At 44.3% G+C, this 24,703-nt stretch carries 22 protein-coding genes; 17 read left to right on the top strand and 5 right to left on the bottom strand.

What is annotated here, in order from left to right; genetic code table 11:
- Positions 1-62: 62 nt before the first annotated feature.
- The 11 genes from OCU74_RS05540 to OCU74_RS05590 all read left to right on the top strand — a co-directional run bounded on the left by OCU74_RS05540 (position 63) and on the right by OCU74_RS05590 (position 12,235).
- The gene (locus OCU74_RS05540) at positions 63-716 is read left to right on the top strand and encodes a GIN domain-containing protein (protein ID WP_087480629.1); all 654 of its coding nucleotides are present in this window, start codon (positions 63-65) and stop codon (positions 714-716) included.
- Positions 717-915: 199 nt separating this feature from the next.
- The gene (locus OCU74_RS05545) at positions 916-1,686 is read left to right on the top strand and encodes an MBL fold metallo-hydrolase (protein ID WP_087480630.1); all 771 of its coding nucleotides are present in this window, start codon (positions 916-918) and stop codon (positions 1,684-1,686) included.
- Between the two features lie 61 nt (positions 1,687-1,747).
- A complete protein-coding gene (locus OCU74_RS05550) occupies positions 1,748-2,773 on the top strand; it encodes a GlxA family transcriptional regulator (protein WP_234993567.1) in 1,026 nt (341 codons plus the stop codon).
- Positions 2,774-3,250: 477 nt separating this feature from the next.
- Positions 3,251-3,394, top strand: a complete 144-nt coding sequence (locus tag OCU74_RS05555; RefSeq protein WP_159457408.1) for a hypothetical protein — start codon at positions 3,251-3,253, stop codon at positions 3,392-3,394.
- Between the two features lie 248 nt (positions 3,395-3,642).
- Positions 3,643-5,862, top strand: coding sequence for a type VI secretion system Vgr family protein (locus OCU74_RS05560; RefSeq protein ID WP_087480632.1), 2,220 nt, complete (start codon positions 3,643-3,645; stop codon positions 5,860-5,862).
- A 14-nt stretch (positions 5,863-5,876) separates the two neighbouring features.
- Complete coding sequence (locus tag OCU74_RS05565; RefSeq protein WP_143693163.1) at positions 5,877-8,615, top strand: glycoside hydrolase family 24 protein; 2,739 nt, start codon at positions 5,877-5,879, stop codon at positions 8,613-8,615.
- Positions 8,616-8,633: 18 nt separating this feature from the next.
- Complete coding sequence (locus tag OCU74_RS05570; RefSeq protein ID WP_087480634.1) at positions 8,634-9,104, top strand: hypothetical protein; 471 nt, start codon at positions 8,634-8,636, stop codon at positions 9,102-9,104.
- A gap of 28 nt (positions 9,105-9,132) precedes the next feature.
- Positions 9,133-9,519 (top strand): lysozyme inhibitor LprI family protein, encoded by a 387-nt coding sequence (locus tag OCU74_RS05575; RefSeq protein ID WP_087480635.1) that lies wholly within the window; start codon positions 9,133-9,135, stop codon positions 9,517-9,519.
- A 264-nt stretch (positions 9,520-9,783) separates the two neighbouring features.
- Positions 9,784-10,407 (top strand): SH3 domain-containing protein, encoded by a 624-nt coding sequence (locus OCU74_RS05580; RefSeq protein WP_087480636.1) that lies wholly within the window; start codon positions 9,784-9,786, stop codon positions 10,405-10,407.
- Positions 10,408-10,515: 108 nt separating this feature from the next.
- Positions 10,516-11,175, top strand: a complete 660-nt coding sequence (locus OCU74_RS05585; RefSeq protein WP_087480637.1) for a hypothetical protein — start codon at positions 10,516-10,518, stop codon at positions 11,173-11,175.
- A gap of 73 nt (positions 11,176-11,248) precedes the next feature.
- Positions 11,249-12,235, top strand: coding sequence for a tetratricopeptide repeat protein (locus tag OCU74_RS05590; protein WP_143693165.1), 987 nt, complete (start codon positions 11,249-11,251; stop codon positions 12,233-12,235).
- 154 nt (positions 12,236-12,389) lie between these two features.
- On the opposite strand, the gene OCU74_RS05595 is transcribed toward OCU74_RS05590, so the two are convergent.
- Positions 12,390-12,587 carry a hypothetical protein gene (locus tag OCU74_RS05595; RefSeq protein ID WP_087480639.1) on the bottom strand — a complete coding sequence of 66 codons (198 nt, stop codon included), beginning with the start codon at positions 12,585-12,587 and terminating at the stop codon, positions 12,390-12,392.
- Positions 12,588-13,743: 1,156 nt separating this feature from the next.
- Here OCU74_RS05595 and OCU74_RS05600 point away from each other — a divergent pair.
- On the top strand, positions 13,744-15,423 hold the full coding sequence (locus tag OCU74_RS05600) for a carboxylesterase family protein (protein ID WP_159457409.1): 1,680 nt from the start codon (positions 13,744-13,746) through the stop codon (positions 15,421-15,423).
- 242 nt (positions 15,424-15,665) lie between these two features.
- Here the strand turns inward: OCU74_RS05600 and arsB are convergent, their stop codons facing one another.
- Genes arsB through OCU74_RS05615 form a run of 3 tightly spaced genes read right to left on the bottom strand, consistent with a single transcriptional unit; the run spans position 15,666 to position 17,515 of the window.
- Entirely contained in the window at positions 15,666-16,682 is a 1,017-nt protein-coding gene (gene arsB, locus OCU74_RS05605) for an ACR3 family arsenite efflux transporter (protein ID WP_087480641.1), read from the bottom strand.
- A 1-nt stretch (position 16,683) separates the two neighbouring features.
- Positions 16,684-17,160 (bottom strand): arsenate reductase ArsC, encoded by a 477-nt coding sequence (locus OCU74_RS05610; protein ID WP_087480642.1) that lies wholly within the window; start codon positions 17,158-17,160, stop codon positions 16,684-16,686.
- Between the two features lie 13 nt (positions 17,161-17,173).
- Positions 17,174-17,515 carry a metalloregulator ArsR/SmtB family transcription factor gene (locus OCU74_RS05615; protein ID WP_087480752.1) on the bottom strand — a complete coding sequence of 114 codons (342 nt, stop codon included), beginning with the start codon at positions 17,513-17,515 and terminating at the stop codon, positions 17,174-17,176.
- Positions 17,516-17,570: 55 nt separating this feature from the next.
- Between OCU74_RS05615 and OCU74_RS05620 the strand changes: the two genes are divergently transcribed.
- The 3 genes from OCU74_RS05620 to OCU74_RS05630 all read left to right on the top strand — a co-directional run bounded on the left by OCU74_RS05620 (position 17,571) and on the right by OCU74_RS05630 (position 21,261).
- Positions 17,571-18,110, top strand: coding sequence for a DUF2946 domain-containing protein (locus OCU74_RS05620; protein WP_261856159.1), 540 nt, complete (start codon positions 17,571-17,573; stop codon positions 18,108-18,110).
- 149 nt (positions 18,111-18,259) lie between these two features.
- Positions 18,260-19,708, top strand: coding sequence for a PepSY-associated TM helix domain-containing protein (locus tag OCU74_RS05625; protein WP_087480643.1), 1,449 nt, complete (start codon positions 18,260-18,262; stop codon positions 19,706-19,708).
- 158 nt (positions 19,709-19,866) lie between these two features.
- Positions 19,867-21,261, top strand: a complete 1,395-nt coding sequence (locus tag OCU74_RS05630; RefSeq protein WP_087480644.1) for a sensor domain-containing diguanylate cyclase — start codon at positions 19,867-19,869, stop codon at positions 21,259-21,261.
- A 26-nt stretch (positions 21,262-21,287) separates the two neighbouring features.
- On the opposite strand, the gene OCU74_RS05635 is transcribed toward OCU74_RS05630, so the two are convergent.
- The gene (locus OCU74_RS05635) at positions 21,288-22,130 is read right to left on the bottom strand and encodes a helix-turn-helix domain-containing protein (RefSeq protein WP_087480645.1); all 843 of its coding nucleotides are present in this window, start codon (positions 22,128-22,130) and stop codon (positions 21,288-21,290) included.
- 393 nt (positions 22,131-22,523) lie between these two features.
- On the opposite strand from OCU74_RS05635, the gene OCU74_RS05640 reads away from it, so the two are divergent.
- Together OCU74_RS05640 and rhaM are read left to right on the top strand one after the other, a co-directional pair.
- Complete coding sequence (locus tag OCU74_RS05640) at positions 22,524-24,242, top strand: purine-cytosine permease family protein (RefSeq protein WP_087480646.1); 1,719 nt, start codon at positions 22,524-22,526, stop codon at positions 24,240-24,242.
- A 13-nt stretch (positions 24,243-24,255) separates the two neighbouring features.
- On the top strand, positions 24,256-24,579 hold the full coding sequence (gene rhaM / locus OCU74_RS05645; protein ID WP_234993568.1) for an L-rhamnose mutarotase: 324 nt from the start codon (positions 24,256-24,258) through the stop codon (positions 24,577-24,579).
- Positions 24,580-24,703: the final 124 nt, after the last annotated feature.

The raw sequence follows: 24,703 nt of genomic DNA on the forward strand, positions 1-24,703 counted from the left end.
TGGACATATGTAACAGGTGTGTTATCAATAGGCATGTTAGCCTCAACTTATAAGGAGTTATTATGAAGTTTCCATCCATGAAATGTCTGGCACTTGCCGGTGTGGTGATGTCATCACCGCTGTATGCCGCAGAGCAGACTTTTCCGGTTGATTCATTCAATCAGCTTGTGCTGTCAAAAGGTGTTAATGCCGAAGTGGTTTGCAGCAGCACGCCGCAGGTCGTTGCTTCCGGTAAGCAGTATCTGCTGGACAAACTGCAACTGAGTGTCACCGGCAATGAACTTTCGCTGGTGAATGACGGTTATCGTGATGAAGGTATCTGGCCGGATAAACTGACCGTGAAGATTTATACCGATCAGCCATTAAAATCGGTTGAAGCGCAGTTTGGTGTCTCGGTTGCTGCCGGCGACTGTGCGCTGACTGATGAAAAACTGGCAGTGAAAGGTTCTATGGGTGCTTCTTATGCACTGAAAGGAAACGTTAATACTCTGGATCTGGATGTCAGCATGGGTGCTGAGTTTAACAGCGATGTGAACGATTTCTATGCACAGAAAGCTAATATAACCGTTGCGATGGGTGCGAAGGCTAATCTGTGTCATGCCGATACAGTCAATGGCTCTGCTTCAATGGGTGCGAAAGTCACTTTAGGCAAACAGACGCAAAGTAATCTGTCTGTCTCAATGGGTGGATACAGCTCAAGAAGCGACTGCCAGTAATTTTCTGCTGATACGAATGAAAGAGATGCGCTGTTGATACTGATCGGCAGCGCATGTGTTTTTGTCCCGATTCTATCGTTTGTTGTCCCTCCGGCCACTTCTGCATGGCAATGATTCCACAGATAATCTCATTCAACCCAGACGAAATGGCATGAACACTCATGCTGATTTCTGATTTTAACTGATGTGAGGATCTGTTATGCAACTGACTCAAATTCGTAATGCAACTGTCCGGATCACGTACGCCGGAACCCGTTTTCTGGTCGATCCGATGCTGGCTCCCAAAGGCAGCTATCCGGGATTCCCGGGCACCCTGAACGACCATCTGTCTAACCCGCTGGTTGAATTACCGATGTCACTTGATGAAATTACCGACGTCGATGCGGTGATCGTGACACATACTCATTTAGACCACTGGGATCCGGTTGCTGCACAGGTGATTCCGAAAGAAAAAACGATGTTTGTTCAGCATCAGCAGGATGCAGAGCTGTTAGAACAGGCCGGTTTTCGCGACATCCGGGTGTTGGATGAGCACACAGAATTTAACGGGATTACACTGGTGAAAACACCGGGCCAGCACGGTAGTGACACAACCATTGCTGCATTGCGGGAACGCTTGGGTGAAGTCTGTGGCATCATTTTTCAGCACCCGGCAGAGAAAAACGTCTATCTGGCCGGAGATACGGTCTGGAATGATATGGTCAGGCAGACTTTATCCCGTTTTTGCCCGGAAACTGTGATCCTGAATGCCGGAGATGCGCAGATCCCCGCTCTGGGATCGATTATTATGGGGAAAGATGACCTCTGGCAGGTTCATCAGGCTGCACCGGACGCAACGCTGATTGCCGTTCATCTGGAAGCGGTCAATCATGCGGCGTTATCGCGCCGGGAACTGGCCGCATTTGTCGCTGAAAAATCAATCTCCGGGCAGGTTCTGATCCCGCAGGATGGGGAAACCCTGATGTGCTGAACCCAGTATTTGTTTATGATGCTCATATACAGGAATGATCACATACGGGAGTACTGTGCTTTTGTCTTCATCAATCAGGTCTGCAACAATTAGTTCATCAGAGCACAGCGCTTTAGAGAAAAGTGTGCGCCCGCCGGTTGTTGCCGTACTGGCTTTCAACCGGTTCAGTCCGTTTCACTTTTCGGTGCCGTGTACCATTTTCGGTCCGATTCTGCCGGAACGGCCTGCGCTGTTTCAACTGCGTATCTGTGCCGGAGAACCCGGCGTGCTCCGCTCTGAGATGGGATTATCGGTTGAAACCGGGTTTGGTCTGGAAGGTCTGCATGATGCGGATCTGGTGATCGTACCGTTCTGGCGCAAGTGTGATGAGCGACCGGATGAAGCCTTACTGGATGCGCTGCGGCAGGCATACCGACGCGGCGCAAAAATTGTCGGGCTGTGTCTGGGCACTTACGTACTGGCTTATGCCGGACTGTTGCAACATCGCAAAGCGTCAACGCACTGGGAGTACGAGCAGGACTTTATCCGCCGCTTTCCGGATGTCCGGTTAGACACCAACGCACTGTATGTTGATGAACAGCAGGTGATTACTTCAGCAGGCACCGGAGCCGGGCTGGACTGCTGTCTTTATCTGGTACGCCAGTATTACGGCAGTGCGATTGCCAATAAAGTCGCCCGGCGGATGGTGATTCCGCCTTACCGCGAAGGCGGACAGGCACAATTCATCGACCGGCCGGTGCCGGTTTCAACTCAGGATGCCCGGATCAATCAACTGCTGGATTATCTGCGCAGCCATCTGGATCAGACACATACACTCGATGTGCTGGCCGAGCGGGTAATGATGACCCGGCGAACGTTTACCCGCCAGTTTCATAAAGCCACGGGGATTTCGGTTGGCGAGTGGCTGCTGGCCGAGCGGCTGCAACGCAGTCAGGAACTGCTGGAGTCCACCGATCTAGGCATCGAGCAAATAGCCGGGCAGGTTGGTTTCAGCCACGGCACTTCACTGCGGACTCATTTCAAGAAACGTTTTCAGGTAACGCCGAATGAGTGGCGGAAGACATTTCATAATCAGGGGGATTTTTGATTTCGGTGCCCGAAGGCTTTTATTTTTCTAGCCTTTGGATATGAGATATGATGCGCAATTAATCTTTTGATGCGTGTAGGACACGCGCAGAGATGTCATATTTTGCTGCGCCAAACTGCAGCTATTTTTTCTCCTTCTAACTCTGAGATATGACGCGCAATTAATCTTTCAATTTCAGTTAGTTCAGTGATAGCGCACCAGTTACTTTTGATAGATGTCAGAAGTAACCAAAAACATCTGTTTGGGCTTCTGTGCTTGCTATCAGGGTCGTTTTTATTCGCTCCTGCTCATGCCTTTTTGTTAGGGAACAGCTAAAAATTCCGTCCCTGGAATTTTCCCCTGAGTTTATCGTCCAATTTAGCTTTTACAGTATTTCATCCAAGTTCAACGAATCCACTAAACGAAGAAAACCATTCCGGGAGAATGGTTAGGCTTTTCAGTGCAGGGATGCGCTTAAAAGCCGGTTCTGGACCATAAGTGACCAAGCCGACCCCAAAAGATTTTCTGGTTCGTCTTTCATCTTTGAAAGATGAACTGGCGCACATGACACCGATGTTTCTGAAATTGGAGAAAATTATTGTGCGTCATATCTCGGAGCCGGAAGCTGGGAGTTTCAAGTAAAAATCCAGTAACAACAAAATCCCCCACCTACTAATAACAAAACTGTTATACCCGTTCAGAAAATCGCGTTTCAAAAATAAAATTCACTTGATAAAGAGTGAAACCTGACCTGCAAGTTGCATATAATGCTTCAGCTTGCAGGTAAAATTCTATTTCAGATGAATGATTTGCCTGCGGTAGCGTGAATTTGAATAAAAACGTCAATCACGACGTCGACAATAACGAAGAACAACACGAAGGGTGTTTACATGGCAACGTTAGGGTTCAGGCTCACCATCGATGGGGTCGATGATGAGACGCTGGTGGTGCGTGACTATCAGGGCATGGAGTCGGTTTCAGACTCGGTGGATCATCAGGGTCAGCCGGTTTACGGCTATCGTTATACAATTGATATCGCCAGCCGCAACAGTGATTTAACCTATGAGCAGATGGTGGATACCACCGCACTGCTTGAAGTGATCCGGGATAGGGAAGTGGTGCAGAAAGTCCACGGCGTGATCCGCAACTTCAGCCGGGGCGATACCGGTCATCACCATACCTTTTACTCACTGACACTGGTGCCTTCGCTCGAAAGACTCTCTCTGCGCCATAACAGCCGCATCTTCCAGCAACTGGATGTGCCGGAAATTCTCTCGATCCTGTTCAAGGAAATGAACATCAGCGATTTTGCTTTCTCGGTCAAACGCGAATGTGCCAAGCGGGAATACTGCGTGCAGTACCGCGAGACTGATTTAGAGTTCTTCCACCGTCTGGCTGCCGAAGAAGGGTTAATGTACCGCTTCGGTCATGCCGATGACCGGCATGTGCTGGTGATTACCGATAACCCGGAAGGCTTCGGGCGTCTTGCCATGCCGGTGCCTTATAATGCCTTGTCCGGCGGTGTGTCTGAAAATCCGTATGTTTCGACCCTGACCGAGCGTAAGCGGACCGAAGTCAGTGACGTGCAGCTCAGTGACTACAGCTTTAAAAAACCTTCGTACCATATTTCTCAGTCGACCACCGCCCAGGACATGGATTATCAGCGGGGCGACTACGAACACTTCGACCATCCGGGACGCTTTAAAGACGATGCCAGCGGCAAAGCCTTTACTCAGGTCCGCCTTGAAGCGCTGCGCAGAAAAGCCCACACCTTTGAGGGTAAAAGTAACGAAGCGCGGCTTCAGGCCGGTCAGCGTTTTGATTTAATGGAGCACCCGGATAGTGAAATGAACCGCAACTATCTGTTGGTGCAGATTGCGCATCAGGGCAGTCAGCCACAGGCGTTGGAAGAATCCGGCGGCAGCGGCGCGACAACCTACGCGAACCAGTTTGCTGCCGTTCCCGGTGAGCAGGTATGGCAAATCAGCCCGCGCACCAAGCCGAAAATGACCGGCCCGACTATGGCAGTTGTGGTTGGCCCCGAAGGGGAAGAAATCTACTGTGACGAGCATGGCCGGGTGAAAGTACAGTTCCCGTGGGATCGTTACGGCAACTCCGACGATCAGAGTTCCTGCTGGATCCGTGTGTCACAGGGCTGGGCCGGTGCTCAGTACGGCATGATGACAATCCCGCGTATTGGTCACGAAGTGATTGTTCACTTCCTCAACGGCGACCCGGATCAGCCGATTATCACCGGCCGGACTTACCACGCGAGTAATGTCGCGCCGTATCCGCTGCCGGATAACAAAACCAAAACAGTCCTCCGCACAGAAACCCATCAGGGCGACGGTTACAACGAACTGAGTTTTGAAGACCAGTCGGGCAGCGAGAAAATCTATCTGCATGCGCAGAAAGATACCGATACGCTGATTGAAAACGACGCAACCACGCATATCAAGCACAACCAGAGCACGACCATCGACAATGACCGTTACAGTCATATCAAGGTCAACGATCACCACACCGTCAGCGGTGAAGCGAGAACCAAAATCGCCCAGAGCCAGTCACTGGTCATCGAAGGCGAACTGCATGTCAAAGCGGGAAAAGTCTGGGTCAATGAAGCCGGAACAGAAATCCACATCAAGGCCGGAGATAATGTCGTCATCGAAGCCGGTAGTGAAATCACCCTCAAAGCCGGCGGCAGTTTTGTCAAAGTCGACCCGTCAGGCGTTTCCCTCAGCGGCGCCGGGGTGAACCTGAACTCCGGCGGTAGTGCCGGGAGTGGCAGTGGCGTCAGTGCTCAGGCTGCCGTATTACCTAAGGTTTTAGATAAAGCGGCAGCCACCAATGAAGCAGAATTCACACCGGGAGAAGCGTCTCTGTCCACCGACGATGCAGAAGTAAAAACTGACATGCCGGATATGGAGATTGAGGGGAGTGCGGCATCTTCCTTTTCCTCTTCAGCGACGGGGACTGCTGGAACTGCTGTATCGAAAGTTGTATCAGACAAAGTTAGTTCTAGTTCTAGTTCTAGTCCTGAGTCGCTTTCAGATGAAGATAAAAAAGAAGATGATGATGAGAATTTCATCTCTTATAGTTTTTCTGGTTAATGGGGTTTCTTTGGATGAAGTTTGTATTTCCGATAACAAAAGAAGATGGTAAAGAGTTTCCGGATCAACAATCATTAGAAACTCAAGTTCAAAAAGAAGAAAATGGACAATTTGGTTATAACCCAGCTAATAAAAGCTGGCATGGTGGTATTCATTTTACGAAAAAAAATGCAAAATGGGTTAAAAATCAAAGGCCTATTAGGGCAATTGCTGATGGAAAAGTAGTAGCTTGTCGAATTGGTTCTGATTATCAAACAACAGAGTTTAATTGTCATATTTCGAAATATAGTAATGATTTCTGTCTGATTGAGCATGAAATGTCTTACAAGGAAGGGAAGACAGATAAATCTTTCACTTTTTATTCGTTGTATAAACATTTGGCTCCTCACTGTGAACCCCATGCTGCCATTAGTTTATGCCGTCGTTATGTAATAAGTGAGCCTCGTAATGCCCGGGCCCATGCAGGACTGAGTGGAGATTCAGTTAAGTTGGAAAAAGGAGTTGTCCTTGAAGAGACGGATTGTGAATCTCAAATTAAAGATAATTATGAATTTCGTCAGTTCAAAGTAGTAGGCAATCCATCTGATGGTAAAGGGATTGCAGATACGGGATTGAATATATGGCTTGCAGTCAGAGAAACAAAAAACCTGATGCCATCCTTCGCTACAAAAATAGAGAAGCTTCCCGGTCAGTATAAAATGACTAGATCTGACAGAAATGTTCGAAAGCAGGCTGGACTGGAAGGTTCAGCCGAAACGTTACACACAGGTACAATAATCGAAGTTCTGGATGAAGCCGGAATTAGCAAAGATGGTTATGAGTTCCGAATTATTAAAATTATTGATAATAAAGGAACTGCTACTGATTTGATTGATAATGGAGTAAAAGTTTGGTTAGCAGTCTCAGAAATTAAACATGCCAGAAATCTATTAAAGACTTTTGCGACAAAAATTAAAACGGAAGAAGATGATAATATTTCCGGGCAATATAAAATGACTAAGTCTGATCGCAGAGTCCGTAAAGAAGCAGGATTAGATGGAGACTCTGAAACGCTGTTTACTGGCACAATTATTGAGGCTGTTGATGATTCAGTTGATGTAAAAGATGGGTATGATTTCCATGAATTTAAAATAGTTGAGAATAAAGGCACAGATACAAATATAATCAAAAATGGGGCACATGTTTGGTTAGCATGTCGGGACAGCCAAGATATTTTTCCATCTTTTACATGTGAAGCTTCTCCTGATTGGATGGTTCATGGTGTCATTGCGAAAGTTACTACAAATATGATCGTACGTTCTGACCCAGATCCTAAAACTAAAAATATTGGCGACAAGATAGCAAGTATAAAATCAGGAACCCGTATCTTTTATCAGAAGACTCAGAATCATGATTGGTTTTTCCTAAATGGAAAGAAACGTTTATTTGCTCTATGTAAATTTATTGATAACGATGTTGAGATCGCAAAAGGCCGTTCATTAGAAACTGGCTGGTTATGTATTGAAAGTACATATATTCAACCACTAGCAAGGAAAACACTGGAGCTGGATACACTTCATAGTTTAAGTTCTAGTTCCCCATATATAGTTAAAGCTGGAGATCCGATAGGATATCTTGGTCGTTACGATAAACTGAATACTCAAAAAGAAAATTCTTTCGATCCAGAATATCAAATTCATTTTGAAGTATTATCTAAAGAAAGACCACCAGTCGGTTTTTTTGAACGATTGATGGATAAAGATTCAATAGAAAAACTTAGATGGATAAAAGATGAAGATTCGGATGGTTTTATTGATAAACCAGATCCACCATTTCTGTTTCAGGAAGTAACTCGCCTTGTTACCAAAAGTGATGATGTACAAACGACAGAACAGACAAAGGACGCTTTGCTACCGTGGGACAGCTTTAGAACGATTGTCGCCTATCATGAAAGTGAGTGGTATCTGAATTCTTCAGAGAAGCCATTTTTGGATGATTTGTTGGAAAAATATAGGCACCCACAAATGCCTGATATCATTAATCATGAAAAGCAACGGATAGATAGTCTGATATGGATGCAAGAAGAGAAGAAGATTAATTTTGACCGATGTGCATGGCATTGGTGGCCTATTTTTAGAAATGGTATTTCCCCAGAAGAAGCAAGAGTTAGAGCATTTTTAAGAATGATCCGTGTTGGAGAAGGGACTATTGGTGAGAAAGGATATGAGACGCTATTTGGTGGGGAATCTTTCATTAAAGATTATAAAAAAGATTGGTCGACACACCCGAAAATATTGATTAAGACTAAAGCTTTTAATTCAACGGCTGCGGGAGCATACCAAGTAATGGGATATACATGGGATGATCCTATGATGAAAAAATTGAGAGAGAAAAAATATTCTAATCTTATTCTTGATTTCTCCCCACTGTCTCAAGATTATTTTTGTATTGCGCTACTGAAATACAAGGTTAAAGGTTTTTCAGGAGAGATAAAAATCAAAGTAAATAATAAGGAAGTTATAAAGAAGTATAATGAAAAGTTTTATGTAGATGGGAAAAGACAATCAGCTTTAGACCTCATAATACGTGGTGAAATAGATAAGGCAGTCAAAGTGTCAGCATTTGTGTGGGCTAGTTTACCACCTGGTGTTTATGGCCAACCTAAAAAAGAAGAAAAAGAAGTAATGAAGTTATATAATAATTACTTACTGGAAGAAAAGTCAGGAGTAAGTGATTTACATTTGCCCCAAGGATTTTTAGAGTATTTTAAATAACCATATGGTATATTAAAAATGAGAAATAGCATAATTTTTTCAATTTTATCTTTTTTATTCGTCTTTTCTTTTGCCTCTGACTTGATGGGATATGAAAGTCCTAAAGAGATAAATAAAATTAATGGATATTGGATGTATGATTGTTCTGGTGAAAGTGATTACTCTGGATATGTTGATTTTTCGAATGATGATGAGGTAATCATTAATATTGCAGATAATCAAATATATATAATGGCAAGAGCTATTTATTCTAAGAATGTATTTGAAATGTATTACAAATCATCTGATATCGGTCGTGGAGGAATGGATATTGAGTGGGATAAGGTATCCAAAGAGTATCCAATAGCTACATTTAAGATGTTAACTGATAATAAAATGTCTTTTAGTTGGATTGGTTTGAAAGATGCTCGAAGTAAAAGAATAGGATTGCCATTTTTTTCACTTCCAGTGGAAAGAAAAGATTTAACTCTAATTAAGTGTGTAGAATGAGTCCAGTAATATTAGATAGAGCGCCATTATGAGATATCTATTGGTATTTTTTCTATATGTTGGTTTTTCTACATATGCAGATGAATTGATATGCAAAGATAAAACAAACGCGTCATATCATATATGTTTAACAAATGAGAAAAATAAGGTCAAAAAAATCGCTAATGATAAATTTACATCTATAGAAGATAAGTTATCTAAATATGAAGATTTTCATGATCTAAAGATGCAAGTTATCAAATCAAAAGATGATTGGGAAAAACAAGTAAAGAGTGATTGTTCTAACTATATCTATTTTATAGAGAGCACATCTCCTGTTAGTCAGGATCAACATAATATATGTATGATTCATGCTTATAGAGAGCGACTAAGTTATTATGATCGATTTATAGATATGATAGATACTTTCATTTGAAATATGATTACTAGAATGTATTATTTGGAAGATTAGGTACTTATTCTGTTTTAGAAAATGGCGTTATAACTAATTTATAGTTCCTCTTATCTCAACAAAACGAGCCGCTTCTGTGGCTCACTCATTGGTTCTTTCGTGAAAAGATAGATATGAAATCTACTTAATAAGAGAAGGGGAGTCATGGACATTGAATAAAAAGTATAATTAATAATCATACAGCTGCTAGGGCCATAGTAAATTCAGCCTAATTGAAGAGAAATTCGTATGCGATTTATAATAAGTGTGTTTATAACTGTTTTTTCATCTCTGAGCTTTTCTAATGAATTAACCTTTGAAGACGGATTTATAAAGAGTGAGTATAGAATAGGTGACTTCGATATATTAGAATATAATTGTGACTGTACAATGCAAGAGAATAAATTTTTTGTTGAGGATTTAAGTAAGACTTATATATCATATGAAATATTCGATGCATCTAAAGTTTCAGATAAAAATTTTAATAAAAAGAATGCACTTCTAAGTGCATCTACAGAATATTTTCTTAAAAATAAGAATCTTTGTGACACTCAAGAAAAATTCAAAGGAAATGAACTATATATATTTACCTTAATTCCACACAATGATTCATATTGTTATGAGTTGAGTGGTGTTATCGGTTCAAATGGAGTTAATTTAACTAGTCAAGATATTGTTATAAAATTGAGTAGTGAAATAAAAGTAGATAAACAATATCTATTTAAAAATAAAAATGAAGATTCGAAAACAAAAATGTATTTAATTAAGGGTGATAAGGTAGAAGTTTTGAAAGAGGATAAAGATTGGCTATATGTTATTTATAGAGGAAAGAAAGAAATTCGAGCTTGGATTCCTTTATCTTCTGTTCAATGAGGTATGCTATAATTTTGTGGAAGTATATAGGGAATGGAAGTAAATGTTTTTTAAATCTTATGCTATTAAATTTTGAGAAAAACATTAGAATTTTAATGGAAGAATAATATGCTAAAGGCAAGTTTTCTATTGATAATACCAACTCTTTCCTTTGGGGGAGATTATTCTCTTGAGTCAAGAGGGAATGACCTGGTTGTTAATAATGGTCATTCTTCTAAGATATATGAGAATATACTAAATGACTATCAGAATGATATGATATTCATATCCAGTTTTTTAGGGAGCCCAGTATTAGAAAGAACATCTGAGAGTATCAGCAAGGATGATATTGTTTTTACTTTTAATTCTGATTATTCAAAGTTTGATTGTGCCTATTTTTCATATTATTCATACTATAGCCATTTATTAATGGGGAAATCTGTTTGTGGTTTGGATAAGAAAATATCTAGTGAAAATATAGAAAATATTATAGATATACTTGGATCTATGAAATTAGATGAGGGTGATTCAAGTACTGTTTTAAAAGCTCCTATTCAACAAAGAATAGTTGAATTTGGTGATATAGATGTAGTTGTAAGTGCTTCTTCTATAGATGACATATTAATGGAAAATTTCTATATATTAATAAAGTCAGGAAAGAATGAAAAAACAATCAGTATGGATAAATATTATATTGAATATGATAAGAAAGGAGATCCAATATTTCTCTCTATATACAAGAATGAGGCTATTAAAAAATATAGCTACAATGAATTGAGTTATTTATGATTTTTCCTTTAATCGTACTATATATGTTATCCAATATTATCTTATTGTATTAAGTGGGGAACCAGACTGACTTGTGAAGAAACTATTACTAATGATATTGTTCCCAAGTGTTGCTTTTTGTGGTGAGTTACACTTTGATTTAGATTCAAAAAATCAAGAGAATATTATTTATAGTTCATCTGATAATAGATTTTATCTATATCCAGAGTTAGGTAAAGATAATTTTTACTATCAGGATATAGATAGTTCTGATGGGGGGGTTAATTACTCCCCTAATAAGATATTTGCTTTGATACAAAGAGCAGAAATAGGAACATTATGGAATGAGAATGGTGAGCCTGAGAAAAAATCAAAATATTATTGTGATCTAGTTAGAGTGGAAGATGGATGTATAATTGACTATTTTGATGGTGACATGTGTTATGGCAAATGGGATGATAAAGATAATATAATAGATGGAGCTGGACACATAGTAAAAGTTGATGTAAATAAATCACGTTTATTGCCACCCAAAGACATGAGTAATGATGATTATTTTGAGGTTGATTTTAAATATTCAATAAGACCTTATGTACAGTGTTATCCATTAGATAAAAATAACTTAGAACATTATGAAACCATAGCTGGCCTTTTGAAAAAGATAAAATACAGAGATGGGGAAGCTAATTATTTATACAGAAAAATAAAGAGTTATAATCTTCTTAGTCCAACTGATATATTAAAAAAAATAAAAGATAATAGTAAAAATATTGATGTAAAAACACTTAAAGATACATTGAGTGTACATCCGCTTTCTAAATATAATGTTACTCACTATAACAATATTGCGTATTACTTAGAGAGAAAAAATCAATATGAAGAATCTGTATTTTTGTTAAATAAAATCATAGAAAAATACCCTTCAAGAATTGTTGCATATATAAACATTGGTGATGCTCTCTGGGAGATGAAAAACGTAGATAAAGCAAAAGATGCATATCGTACTTATATCAAGCTAATGCAGGAAAATGGCAAAGAGAACAAAATTCCCAAGCAGGTGCTAGAGCGAGTATCTCGATAGATTTTGAGTGATAATTGTCCAAGATGCAGATTAAAATATTGAGATATACATTTTAACTTTGAGGCATGTAGATGAATTGATGAAGACTGTATTCTCTATAATCCCATATCAACAAAACGAGCCGCAAGCGGCTCGCCCATCAAATAAATCTCACTCAAGCAAAATCTTCCGCATCAACGACTTCATGGTATCGGCAATAGTGCGTGGTGATTAGGTTATTCAGATAGAGTAATACTTCGCACATTTCCTGTCGGTTCTCCTGCTGTTCAGCCAGAAATATTTCTTCCAGTTGACGTAAATATTCACGGGCTTTTTGTGACAGTTGCGGATCATAGTGGATGGTTTCGAACATAGTAGTCTCCAAGTAAAAGGTTATGTTGTTTCACCACGAAAGGGACCAATCTTTGGGTGGTGGACTGTATCGGGTTTGGTCCTACCGCTACTTGGATGACGGCCAGCCGAGGCTGCCCGATTCAGCCCACCATAATTCAGGCGCACTGATAGTCGCATAAAAGCAGCTCGGTGAGAACCGCAATTACATATCCAAGTATTGAAAACGGGGGACCAAACCCGTCCCGGATTTTTCCGGTGCAGGGTTAGATTAAGGCTTCCGCGTGGTTGGTACAATGGTGCCGAGGTATGGAAAAAGTATGGGGGTTTTCGAGTTAGATCTCTTTTTGGGATGTAGTGGTGAGAATAGGGGTAGTTTTTATTTAGTCCATTTGAATTTTTGTCTTTGGTTCTGAGGTATGACGCACGATTGGTTTTGTGGTTTCTATTACATGAGTGTCACGTGCGCTAGTTACTCTTTCAGGGATGAAAGAGTAACCAGAAAATCTCTTTTTGTTTGGGTTGGTCACTTGTGGTCCAGAACCGGTTTTTATGAGCCGTCCCTTGCTCAGAAAAACCTAGAAATCCATCCGTGGATTTCTTCCTTAGTACGGTGATCTTTTTGTTTTTTTCAATCAAAGAAAGTCACTAAATCCACAGGCCTCAGGGAAAATTCCAAGGACGGAATTTTTAGCTGTTCCCTAACAAAAAGGCATGAGCAGGAGCGAATAAAAGCGACCCTGATAGCGTGTGCTGAAGTCAAATCCAAGGCATTTTGGGATACTTTTGCTGCCGGGCAAAAGTATCTGGGGCACAGGTGAAAATGTCATTGAAATTGACTTGCTTTGAGCGCACCAAACCTCATAAATTAGCTTGAACAATCGTTCAAAAGAGAACAGAAAAGCCATCAATTTAATTCAAAAAAATAATACTTCCCCTCCTGTCAATTGATTTCAAAAACCTTTGTGTAAAATTATGAGCCGATAAACAGACGCCGTACCTTATTTATATTATTGTCGTTGAGTATCATGGATTGTTACTTCAGGGCTTGTCTCTGAAGGCAAAACCGGCACAGCTTCCTTACCGAGGCTGGCCGGTTTTTTTGTTTTTTATAGCTATAACAACAACATAACAGTCTGAAATGTACCTACAACCACCAATGGATGGGAATGAATTATATGAATAACTATATCGGTAAATTATCGACGTTCTTACTCTCTGCATCATTCGTAATGGGATGTTCTTCTGCCTCGGCTTACCCTGAACAGGTGAATTTAAAACAGGGCCGGTTCACCGGCGTCACCGACAGCAGCAGTGGGACAAATTACTGGCTGGGAATTCCTTATGCACAGGCGCCGGTCGGTGAACTGCGCTGGCAGGTGCCTCTGGCGCCGAAAGCGAGTCATGTCCGCTTTCAGGCTGACCAGCAGGGAAATATTTGTCCGCAGGTTTCAGCCGGTGAAGTCATCGGAGATGAAGATTGCCTGAATCTGAATATCTACCGGCCTGACTCCCGCAGACCATTGCCGGTGCTGATTTATATCCATGGCGGCAATAACCAGTCTGGCCGGGCCGATGAGTTTAATCCGCAACAACTGGCCGTTGATATTAATGCTGTTGTGGTGACAATGAACTATCGTCTGGGTGCGTTGGGATTCAACCCGATGGCGGCGCTGAAAACCAGTGATGCCGTTCAGGCTTCCGGCAACTTTACTCTGCTTGATCAGGCCCGGGCGCTGGAGTGGGTCCGGAATAATATCAGCCACTTTGGCGGACAGGCCAATAACATTACTGTTTCCGGATTTTCAGCCGGAGGCCGGGATGTAATGGCGATGCTGATTTCTCCGCTGTTCGCCGGTAAGTTTGAACATGCCATTGCATTCAGTGGTGGCATGACGACATCGCCGGTGGAAGACAGCCAGAAAGTATTCCGGCGCGAGTTCGCCAGACTGGTAGTTGAAGACGGAATTGAGTCGACTCAGCAAGCCGCAGAAGCGTGGCTGGCACAGCCAGATCAGGCGGTGAAAGATTATCTGCAAAACCTGTCGGCGGAACGGATTGCCCGTCTGATGCCGCGAGCCGGTATTCGGATGAGTGTTTTCCCACATCTGTATCTGGACGGAACGGTTCTGCCGAGACAGGGATTCGACACGCAGCGTTATAACGAAGTACCAACCATGATGCTGACCGGACACGATGAGTTCTCTTTCTTTGCGTTAGGTGATCCTTATTTCCAACAGCAGGGCGACTGGTCAACCGATCCGGAAATGGTTAATGCATACCGGTTTGTGTTCCGTTATGGCGGTATGCTCTATCGTTCATTTAATGTTGCCGAGTCGGCTCAGAAAATGGCTCCGCATTTCCGGGCTCCGATTTATGCGGGTGAATTCCGTTATGGTTCTGACCCGACTGTCGTTGGCTCACAACTGGACAATCTGGGTTCGTTCCATGGTGTCTTTCTGCCGTTACTTGACGATAAACTGCGCCAGCCATCTTTCGGAGAAGCTTTTGATACTCCTGGAGCCAAAGCGTTGGGTACTCTGTTTAAACGTCATCTGGGAGCCTTTATCCGTACCGGTCATGCCAGCTTTACCAGCCCTGTGAGATGGAATCCTTGGAATCTGAAACGCGAAGAGCTGGGTCAGTCGATTTATATCATGGATGCAAATCACAATAGTGCGATTGCATATCGGAGTGAGCCAACCTTCACTGTAGAAAATGTTATTACAATGATCGAAAATGACCATACAATATCTGAGGATATTAAAGTACACTTGCTGCAAAATGTTTTAAACGGACGCTGGTTCAGTCAGGAACTGGATGAGTATTTCGGGACACCTACATTATGGGAAAAGTGATTTTTCGCATCTGACAGAATGAGTCCTGCACTTGACGCCGGACTTGATAAGAGATATTAAGCAGGTAGTTTTAATTCATATGCATTAAAATATTGTCCGCAACCGCTGCTGGTCGATTGTCGTTCTTTGAACGTTCCCCCCAATGACATGGCAGCGTGTTGCGGACAAACCTTAAATCTATATTAGACTATATACTCTAAATTGGGGTGTGTCCTCTGATGATTATGGTTGTTGTTTCATAGTTATTCAAACCAATGCCGGGTCCGATTGGCAAAAGCGACCAGTGACAGCATCACCGGCACTTCCACCAAAACACCCACAACGGTTGCCAGCGCAGCACCGGAGTGCAGACCAAACAGAGAAATCGCCACGGCGACAGCCAGTTCAAAAAAGTTTGATGTGCCGATCATACAGGCTGGTGCAGCAACGTTGTGCGGCAGTCTCAGCCGCTTCGCCAGATAGTAAGCAATCGCAAAAATACCGTAGGTTTGCAGCAGCAACGGAATCGCAATCAGAACAATGATCTGAGGTTTTTCCAGAATCACCTGAGCCTGAAAACCGAACAGTAGCACGACGGTTGCCAGCAGCCCCATGATCGACCAGGGTTTGAGCCGGTTGATAAACTGATTGAGATGGGAATGATCATCTTTTCTGTCCAGATGCTGGCGGGTCAGCACACCGGCAACCAAAGGTATTACGACATACAGAACGACGGAAAGCAGCAGGGTTTCCCATGGCACTGCAATGTCTGACACGCCCAGCAGAAACGCAGCAATCGGCGCAAAGGCGAAGATCATAATAATATCGTTGACCGACACCTGAACCAGTGTGTAATTGGCATCACCTTTGGTCAGCTGACTCCAGACGAATACCATCGCCGTACACGGCGCAACACCCAGCAGAATCATCCCGGCAATATATTCGGAAGCCGATTGCGGATCGACCCAGTCAGCAAAGATGAGTTTGAAAAACAGCCAGCCAAGCAGCGCCATTGTAAATGGTTTGATCAGCCAGTTGATGACAACTGTCAGCAGTAAGCCTTTCGGTTTTTTACCGACATCTTTCAGCGATGAAAAATCAATCTGAATCATCATCGGATAGATCATCAGCCAGATCAGCGCTGCAATCACCAGATTCACATGGGCGTATTCAAATGCAGCGACCAGTGAAAACAGATCCGGTAAAAAATTACCCATAACAATACCGAGAATGATCGCCAGAGCGACCCAGACCGACAGATAACGTTCAAACAGTCCCATATTATTTTCTCCGGGCTCCGAGTTGAGCCAGTTCTGCTGCAAAGGCAGCTTTATCTGAGATATCGACATCCAGCGTGAGCAGTTTTTCTACCCGGCTCTGGATTTCCGCAATAGTTTGCCGGAATGCCTGTGCAACTTCAGTTTCGCTGCCCTGTAATTTGGAAGGATCAGCCAGTCCCCAGTGAATTTGCAGGCTCTTGCCGAAGTAGACCGGACAGGTTTCTCCGGCAGCAGAATCACAGACGGTGATGACCAGATCCGGTTCGAAGGATTCAAATTCATCCCAGGACTGACTTTGCAGTCCGTCGGTGGCAATCCCGGCTTCCTGTAAGTATCGGACTGAAAGTGGGTGAACTTCGCCGACCGGCTGGCTGCCTGCGCTGCGGGCAATCAGCTTGTCACCGCCGAGATGGTTGGTGATTGCTTCCGACAAAATACTGCGACAGCGGTTATGTGTGCAGATATAAAGAATTTTCATGAAAGTTCCTTAGTTATGAACCCGAACAGCCATCACTTTCACAGGAGAGTGTGTCCAGATGCCGGGATTCTTTGGCAATATAAGCGGATTGATGTTGCAGAGTCTGATGTAAAACATCCCGTGCCCATTGCGGTAATGTAGGATGAAGGCGGTAGTAGACCCATTTTCCCCGTCGCTCATCGGCCACGATATTACATTTACGCAATTCGGCCAGATGGCGTGAGATTTTCGGCTGACTCAGGTTCAGGGCACCGATTAAGTTACATACGCAGAGTTCTTCCCGCTGGGCAATTAAGAGCAGGGACTTGAGGCGAGTCTCTTCAGCGAGACATTTATAAAACTGTAATGGGTTCATAGCTAACACATCTGAAATTTCATATATGTCGAAAATCATATATATGAAATTCCGAATGTCAATAAATTCCTGTTCATTCCCTAATGAGAAGGCAGTCACTTTTAATGCATGCTGTCAGGATGAGTATGTGTTTCTGTGGCTAAGTGATGGTAAGATGCCGGACCATCATTCATTCTCATTTGTATTCGTTATTTTGTTCAGAAGCAGTTGTGGTGATTTTATCTGTCGTTCCGGACTAAAGCCTAAGTGGATGCCGTCAATGGCATGGCTTGGGCTGTTTGCGATGCTGATGATTTACGTCGCGCCGCTAGTGTCTCAGTCGATGATGAGTGGTGCAGGGCATCATAGCCAGATGTCTCATCACCATTCGGCATCACCAGCTAAGCCAAACCATCAGACACTGTCGTTACACCATGAATGGTGCGGTTACTGTTCACTATTGCTGCATATTAGTGCTATCGAATTCGAATCCCTGAAACTGACGGGTTATCGCGTTGTTCTGGCATGGGTAACGACTACAATTCAGCCACTTCTGTTTCAGTCCGGCGATTACAGAACTCAGCTTCCCCGAGCCCCGCCTGTAACGCTGGTGTGAATATTTGATTATCCATTCATAAATATAATTACCCGGATAGCAATATGTCGGGTGATAGCGTATGACCATGTTGAAATGGTTACGGAACACGATTACTAAAATTGCCGGTTAAGGTCGATGAAACCTGAATTCCGGTACAGAGAATTATAATGAAAACTCAGTCTTCAAGCTCTCCGTTTACAAAAAATCAGTCTGCAAGACCTCAGCCTTCAAATGATGCTGCGACAGGTTTGCTGGCTTTTATTACCCGGCTGCATTTCTATGTGGGATTGTTTGTCGGTCCGTTTATTTTTATTGCCGCGCTCACTGGTACTTTATATGTGCTGACACCGAAAGTGGAACAGCAGTTGTACCAGCAGGAACTGACAACACCGAGCCGGGGAACATTTCACCCGCTGGCGGAACAGATCCGGGCAGCGCGGGAAAGTCTGCCACAGGACTTACAGCTGAAAGCCGTGCGTCCTTCCGTCGGGCAAGGATACACCACGCGGGTGATGTTTATTGATCCCGATTTGTATGGCTATGAATCTCAGACCGTGTTTGTCGACCCTGTAACTTTGGATGTACGCGGCAAACTTGCCAGCTATGGCACCAGTGGGATTTTACCGCTGCGAATTAAACTCGATTATCTGCATCAGAATCTGTTACTGGGAAGCTGGGGGCGCTATTACAGTGAACTGGCAGCTTCATGGCTGTGGATTGCAGCCGCAGGTGGTCTGGTTTTATGGTGGACGTCGCGACGTCGTTATCAACGGGCTAATCAGCGTAATGATTTTATCAGACAGCGCCGCCGTCACGTGCAGGCCGGGCTGGTGATTGTGCTGGGAATCTTTTTTATCTCAGCAACCGGACTAACCTGGTCAAAATGGGCTGGGAGCAATATTGCCGAGTGGCGCCGGGCGATTGGCTGGGTGACGCCGTCGGTCTCAAGAGATTTGCCGGGTGTCGGTTTATCTGCTGATTCCGGTGGTGAAGATCACAGCCACGCACATGCGGCGCATCAGCCGGAACCGTTACAGACACTTTCTCCAAATCGATTGTCTGATACGCAGTTTGATGAGGTTTTACTGACAGCCCGGAATGCAGGAATCGATGCGGCGAAGCTGGAAATTGTCCCGTCGAAATCTGCTGACAAAGCATGGCTGGTTCGTGAAATCGATCGGTCATGGCCGACTCAGGTCGATAGTGTGGCAGTCGACGCGCGGCGGATGGTGGTCACCAGCCGGGCTGATTTTGCCGATTTCCCACTGATTGCGAAGCTGATCCGCTGGGGAATCGACGCCCATATGGGCGTGTTGTTCGGTCTGCCGAATCAGTTATTGCTGGGAGCGTTTGGTCTGACGTTATGTATGATGGTCGTCTGGGGTTACCGGATGTGGTGGAAACGCCGTCCGCCAGCCGGAGCGCCGGTTCGGACACTGCTGCAAACCTGGCTGGCGATGCCATCATTTTATCGTGGTGTGACAGTTGTCGTTGCAGTTCTGCTGGGGCTCGGAATGCCGGTGATGGGAATCAGCCTGCTGTTTTTCATTGGGGTCGATACATTACGCTGGTGGCGTGCAAAGCAGATGCGACGGGCCAGTGCTGTTTCACTTTAATCTTTTTTAATCGATTAAATACACGCTAATAGTTTCAGGATGAGCTCGTCTGGCGGGAGCATCCTGAGGCTGTCCGGGATACAAATACAGTTCGTGGAAATTTATTGCATATCGGTAATACTTGTTGAGAGGTCACCACACTCCGATAAGGATGATATATGGAAATGATCGCCGAAGAACTGCCGGGCCTTGATGCCCGGACACTCGCCCAGATTTTTGAACATATCGAAACCGCCACCGTGGTGGCGACTATCGAACGTAAGATTGTCTGTATGAATGCTGCGGCCCGCAGCCTTTTCCGCTATTCAGCCGAAGAAATATATCTTCAGAGTACGGAAGTGCTCTATGCAGATAAAGCCGATTTTATCGCGCTGGGCAAACAGCGTTTTCACGCGGATGCTAACTGTACTGAGGAACCTTATGTGGTCAGTTATGTCAGTGCCGCAGGAGATGTATTTCAGGGACAGACTTCGGGCGGGCCGATTAAAAGCTCACAGGGTGACACGCTGTTCTTTGTGGCGATGATTCAGGATGAGTCAGCCCGGATTGCTGCTGAAGAAACACTGAACCGGCTTCACTCGATTACATCATCCAGACAATTAACTTTTAAAGAACGCATTCAGGCCATTTTAGAATTGGGTACGGTGCATTTCGGTCTGCCGATCGGTATCTTCAGCCAGATTTCAGGAGATCAGTATGTGATTCAGCAGGCTGTTCATCCCGATGATGCGCTGGAAGAGGGAATGAAGTTTGATCTGGGGATTACTTACTGTAGTCATGTTTATCAGGCTGATGATGTGCAGGGTTTTTCCCATGTATCAGAGAGTGCGATTGCGACGCATCCCTGTTTTGAAAATTTTGGTCTGGAAGCCTACCTTGGCGCACCGGTTTTTGTTGACGGTGAGCGCTACGGCACACTGAACTTCTCCAGTGTCTGCCCGACGCGGGCATTTATCCGGCAGGACATTGAAATTATCCGCCTGCTGGCTGAATGGGTCGGACATGAAGTGGCTCGTGAACATGATTTACAGGCGCTGGAAAGGGCTCACTACCAGATGGAAGAGTTGGCAAATACGGATAAGCTGACTGGTCTTGCCAACCGGAACTGTATTGAAAAGGCATTACAGGATCAGTTGGTGTATGCCACGAAATATCAGCGAAGTATGGTGGTGGCTGTACTTGATTTCGACCATTTCAAAACGATTAATGATCGCTTCGGGCATCAGGCCGGAGATGAAGTTCTGAGATGTTTTGGTCAACTGGTCTCAAGATTGGGCAGAAAAGGTGATTTTTATGGTCGTTGGGGTGGGGAAGAGTTTATTGCTCTTTTTCCGGATACGGATATGTCAGGCGTTTTTATTGCACTGGAACGTCTGATGGATAATGTCAGGGTGGCTGAACCGATAGATCATTATGATGGCCTGAAGCTGAGCCTGAGTATTGGTGTGACATCGCTGCGGGATGGTGATGATCCGGAATCGATTGTCCGGCGGGCTGATCGGTTACTTTATCAGGCAAAAGCGTCTGGACGGGATCAGATTCAGCACGATTGAGAGCTGAGGTGTTTACTCAGACAGTGTCATTTTGACAGAAACAGCGTCTGGTTTTCTTTTCTGAGTCGGGCGTCTCTGGGCGTCATGTTGAACACTTGCTTGAACTTGGTCGAGAAGTAGTTGCTGTCCTGATAACCGACCTGAAACGCAATATCGGTAATCGGGCGATCAGTGTACAGGAGCTGGGAAAGTGCTTTGCTGGCACGAATATAATGAATGTACTGGTTATAGTTCATTCCGGTCAGGTGCTTAATGCTCTTGGTTAACTGTCTGGGAGAGAGTTGCGCCATCTCAGCGACGGATTCCAGCTCCATCAATTCTGCATAATTGTTGTTGATATGCGCCAGCGCTGAAATAACCTTATCGTCACTGTTGAGCATATCGACCGGCTGAATTTTTCCGCGCCATAGTTCAATAATCAACTGCTGAAACAGGGATTGGGTGAGGATGCGGGATTCTTCGGAGTCGGTATGGGATTCTATATGCAGTCGCTCAACCAACTGGTGAATCCGCTCTGCCGCATTTTCGTTGATAAACCAGCCGTGATTTTCATCAGCAGGTGACGGCATGTATTTGCTCAGGGTTGAGCTGAGTGACAGCCTGCTTTTATCGAAGAGAACATTACTCAGATAGAGCTTGTCGACGTTCTCAAACAAATGCCGGTCTTCTCTTTTCACAAAACAGACGTAATTTTTGCTGAGGTTCATCGGAATGTCATTCATGACATGAATACCGTTACCACTGGAAACAATGATGATTTCTTCAAATGAATGTGCATGCTCCGGGAAAGGTTCCTGTGGAGAGCGCAGCTCCGTTGCCACCGGGCTTTGGGAGTCGATAAAAAATTCATTGGAGTTGAGATAAATCATGATGTCTCTCCGGTTCAGCATCCCACATGATAAACGCAATACCTCGTTTTTTCTCTGCTGTAGCCCACAGATTCTACACCGAATCACCCAATCGAAAAAGTGTGAAGACGATGCAGCCCACCTTCATAAAGTGACGCTGTTGTACAAAACGCGTGCTAATTTTCCAAGGTTTATTGTGCATTATGTTTTTATGCTTGAAAAGCATAGATCTTGAGTGCAGTGATTCGTGCTGTACATGTACTGATTGAATAAAATCGAAGCGCGCGGGAACAGTCGACTTCGTGAATAAAAACAAATAATTATACCCAAGTAACCTCAAGGTGCAGAGTTCAGATTGCCTCGTTGAAACTACATCCTAAGGTCATTTGGGTATACCAATAACAAGGAGACATCATGTCTACTACGATTACCTCTACAACCGAAGAAACAAAGGTTCAACTGAACGAATATGAACAGGAGCGGGTGCCCAGACACCGATGGCTCGGGCCGCGGCATTTCCTTGGCACTTACTCTGGTGAACACGTTGCGGGAACGGAATTTGTTATCGGCGCTGCTTTTGTCGCCTGGGGTGCAACCACACAGGACATTCTGTTCGGATTGCTGCTGGGGAATTTCATGGCAGTGATGACCTGGGCACTGATTACGGCTCCGATTGCGACGCAGTCACGTTTGACCGTTTATGAATATCTGAGAAGAATTGCCGGCCCCGGCTTTAACAAAGTGTATAACGTCGTTAATGCGGTGCTGTTCTGTGCGCTGGGCGGCTCGATGATTACCGTTTCTGCCTCGGCAGTGCGTATTTTATTTGATATTCCTGCCCAGACTCACTGGTATCCGGACAGCAGTGCCTTTGTGGCGGTTGCGCTGGCTGTTGGTGCGATTGTAGTTGCGATTGCTGTGCTGGGATTCAAGAAGTGTGCGCAGTTTGCGACAGTTTGCTCGCCATGGTTGCTGGTGATTTTTATTACCGGCGGTATGGTCTGCTTGCCGGTACTGAGTAATCTGGGCAATGGTGAAGCATTTGCCGGAATCAGCCAGTTTACCGAACTTGCGGATAAATATATCTGGACTGGTCAGACTCCGGATGGTTCACCGTCAATGACCTTCTGGCAGATTGCTGCTTTTGCCTGGGTTTGTAATCTGGCGATGCATGGTTCTCTGGGTGATATGGCGATATTGCGTTTCGCCAAAAGTCCTAAATATGGTTACTTCTCTGCTTTCGGGATGTTCTTCGGTCACTATCTGGCCTGGATTTGCGCCGGGATCATGGGAGCCGGAGCAATGCTGGTGATGAATACCAGTATGTCAAATCTGGATGCTGGCGGAATTGCTTACGCGGCATTGGGTGCTACCGGTATTATTGCGGTGATTATTGCCGGATGGACGACATCAAATCCAACTATTTACCGGGCCGGTCTGGCCATTCAGAGTATCTTCCCGAATAAATCCCGCGCTTATATCACTACTATTATCGGAATTGTCACAGCGATTATTGCCTGCTTCCCGTTTGTATTTACCCGTTTGCTGGATTTTGTTGGTTATATGGGGCTGTTGCTGGCACCGGTCGGCGCGATTGTTGTTTCCGAGCACTGGATCTTTAAGAAAATCGGCCTGACACCGCTGTGGTCGAAATATCAGGGCAACAACCTGAACATGGCAGCATTGTATACCTGGATCTGTGGGGTGGTTTTTGCGATTAGCTGTGAACAGCTGGGCATTCTGCACCTGTTCTTCTTATTTGTGCCGACTTATCTGCTGTCGATCGCGCTCTACATCACCTTCGCCAGAATGATGGGAGCGGGCAAACAATATACAGCGGAAATTCAGGCCTATGAGGAAGAACTGAGTCAGGAAGCTGCCCGTCATGCGCAGGAAGCCAAGCTGGAAGAGAGTGTTGTCGAAGAGAAAGCTGATAAGGCCAGTCTGACAGAAAAAATTTCCGGAGCCGTTGCGCTGGCTTCACTGGCAGCAATTCTGATTGCAGCTTCAAAGGTATGGTTTGGTGGTGCTGAATATGCATTGGCATTCCAGACATTCAAAGATTTCGCCATCTATCCGACCCTGATTTACTTTGTTTCCGCGACATTGTGGATCACTCAGCGGGATAAATAAGAGGAGGCATCCATTGAGCCACATAATTCGCAAAGGTTTTGTCATGCAGTTGAATGAAGGTTGTAAGGCCGAATATCAGAAACGGCATGATGAAATATGGCCAGAGCTGGTCGATGTGCTGAAAACGCACGGCGGGCAGAATTACTCGATCTTTTATCATGAGCAGACGAACCAGTTATTTGGTTACGTTGAAATTCAGGATGAAGAACGTTGGCAGCAGGTTGCCCAGACGGAGGCCTGCCAGAAATGGTGGGCATATATGCAAGACATTATGGCAACCCATCCGGATAACTCACCACAGTCGCTGGAACTCGAATCGGTCTTTTATTTACCGTAAAGAACAGTGGTTGTAACGACGGGTTATTGCAAAGAAAATAGCCGTACGCTGATATAAAAATATTCAACAGATGTATTTCTATGACCGGAGCCCTGCATTATGCAGGGCTTTGTTTATTGGTGGT

Origin of the sequence: Vibrio mangrovi (assembly GCF_024346955.1) — a bacterium.
Lineage (GTDB): Bacteria > Pseudomonadota > Gammaproteobacteria > Enterobacterales > Vibrionaceae > Vibrio > Vibrio mangrovi.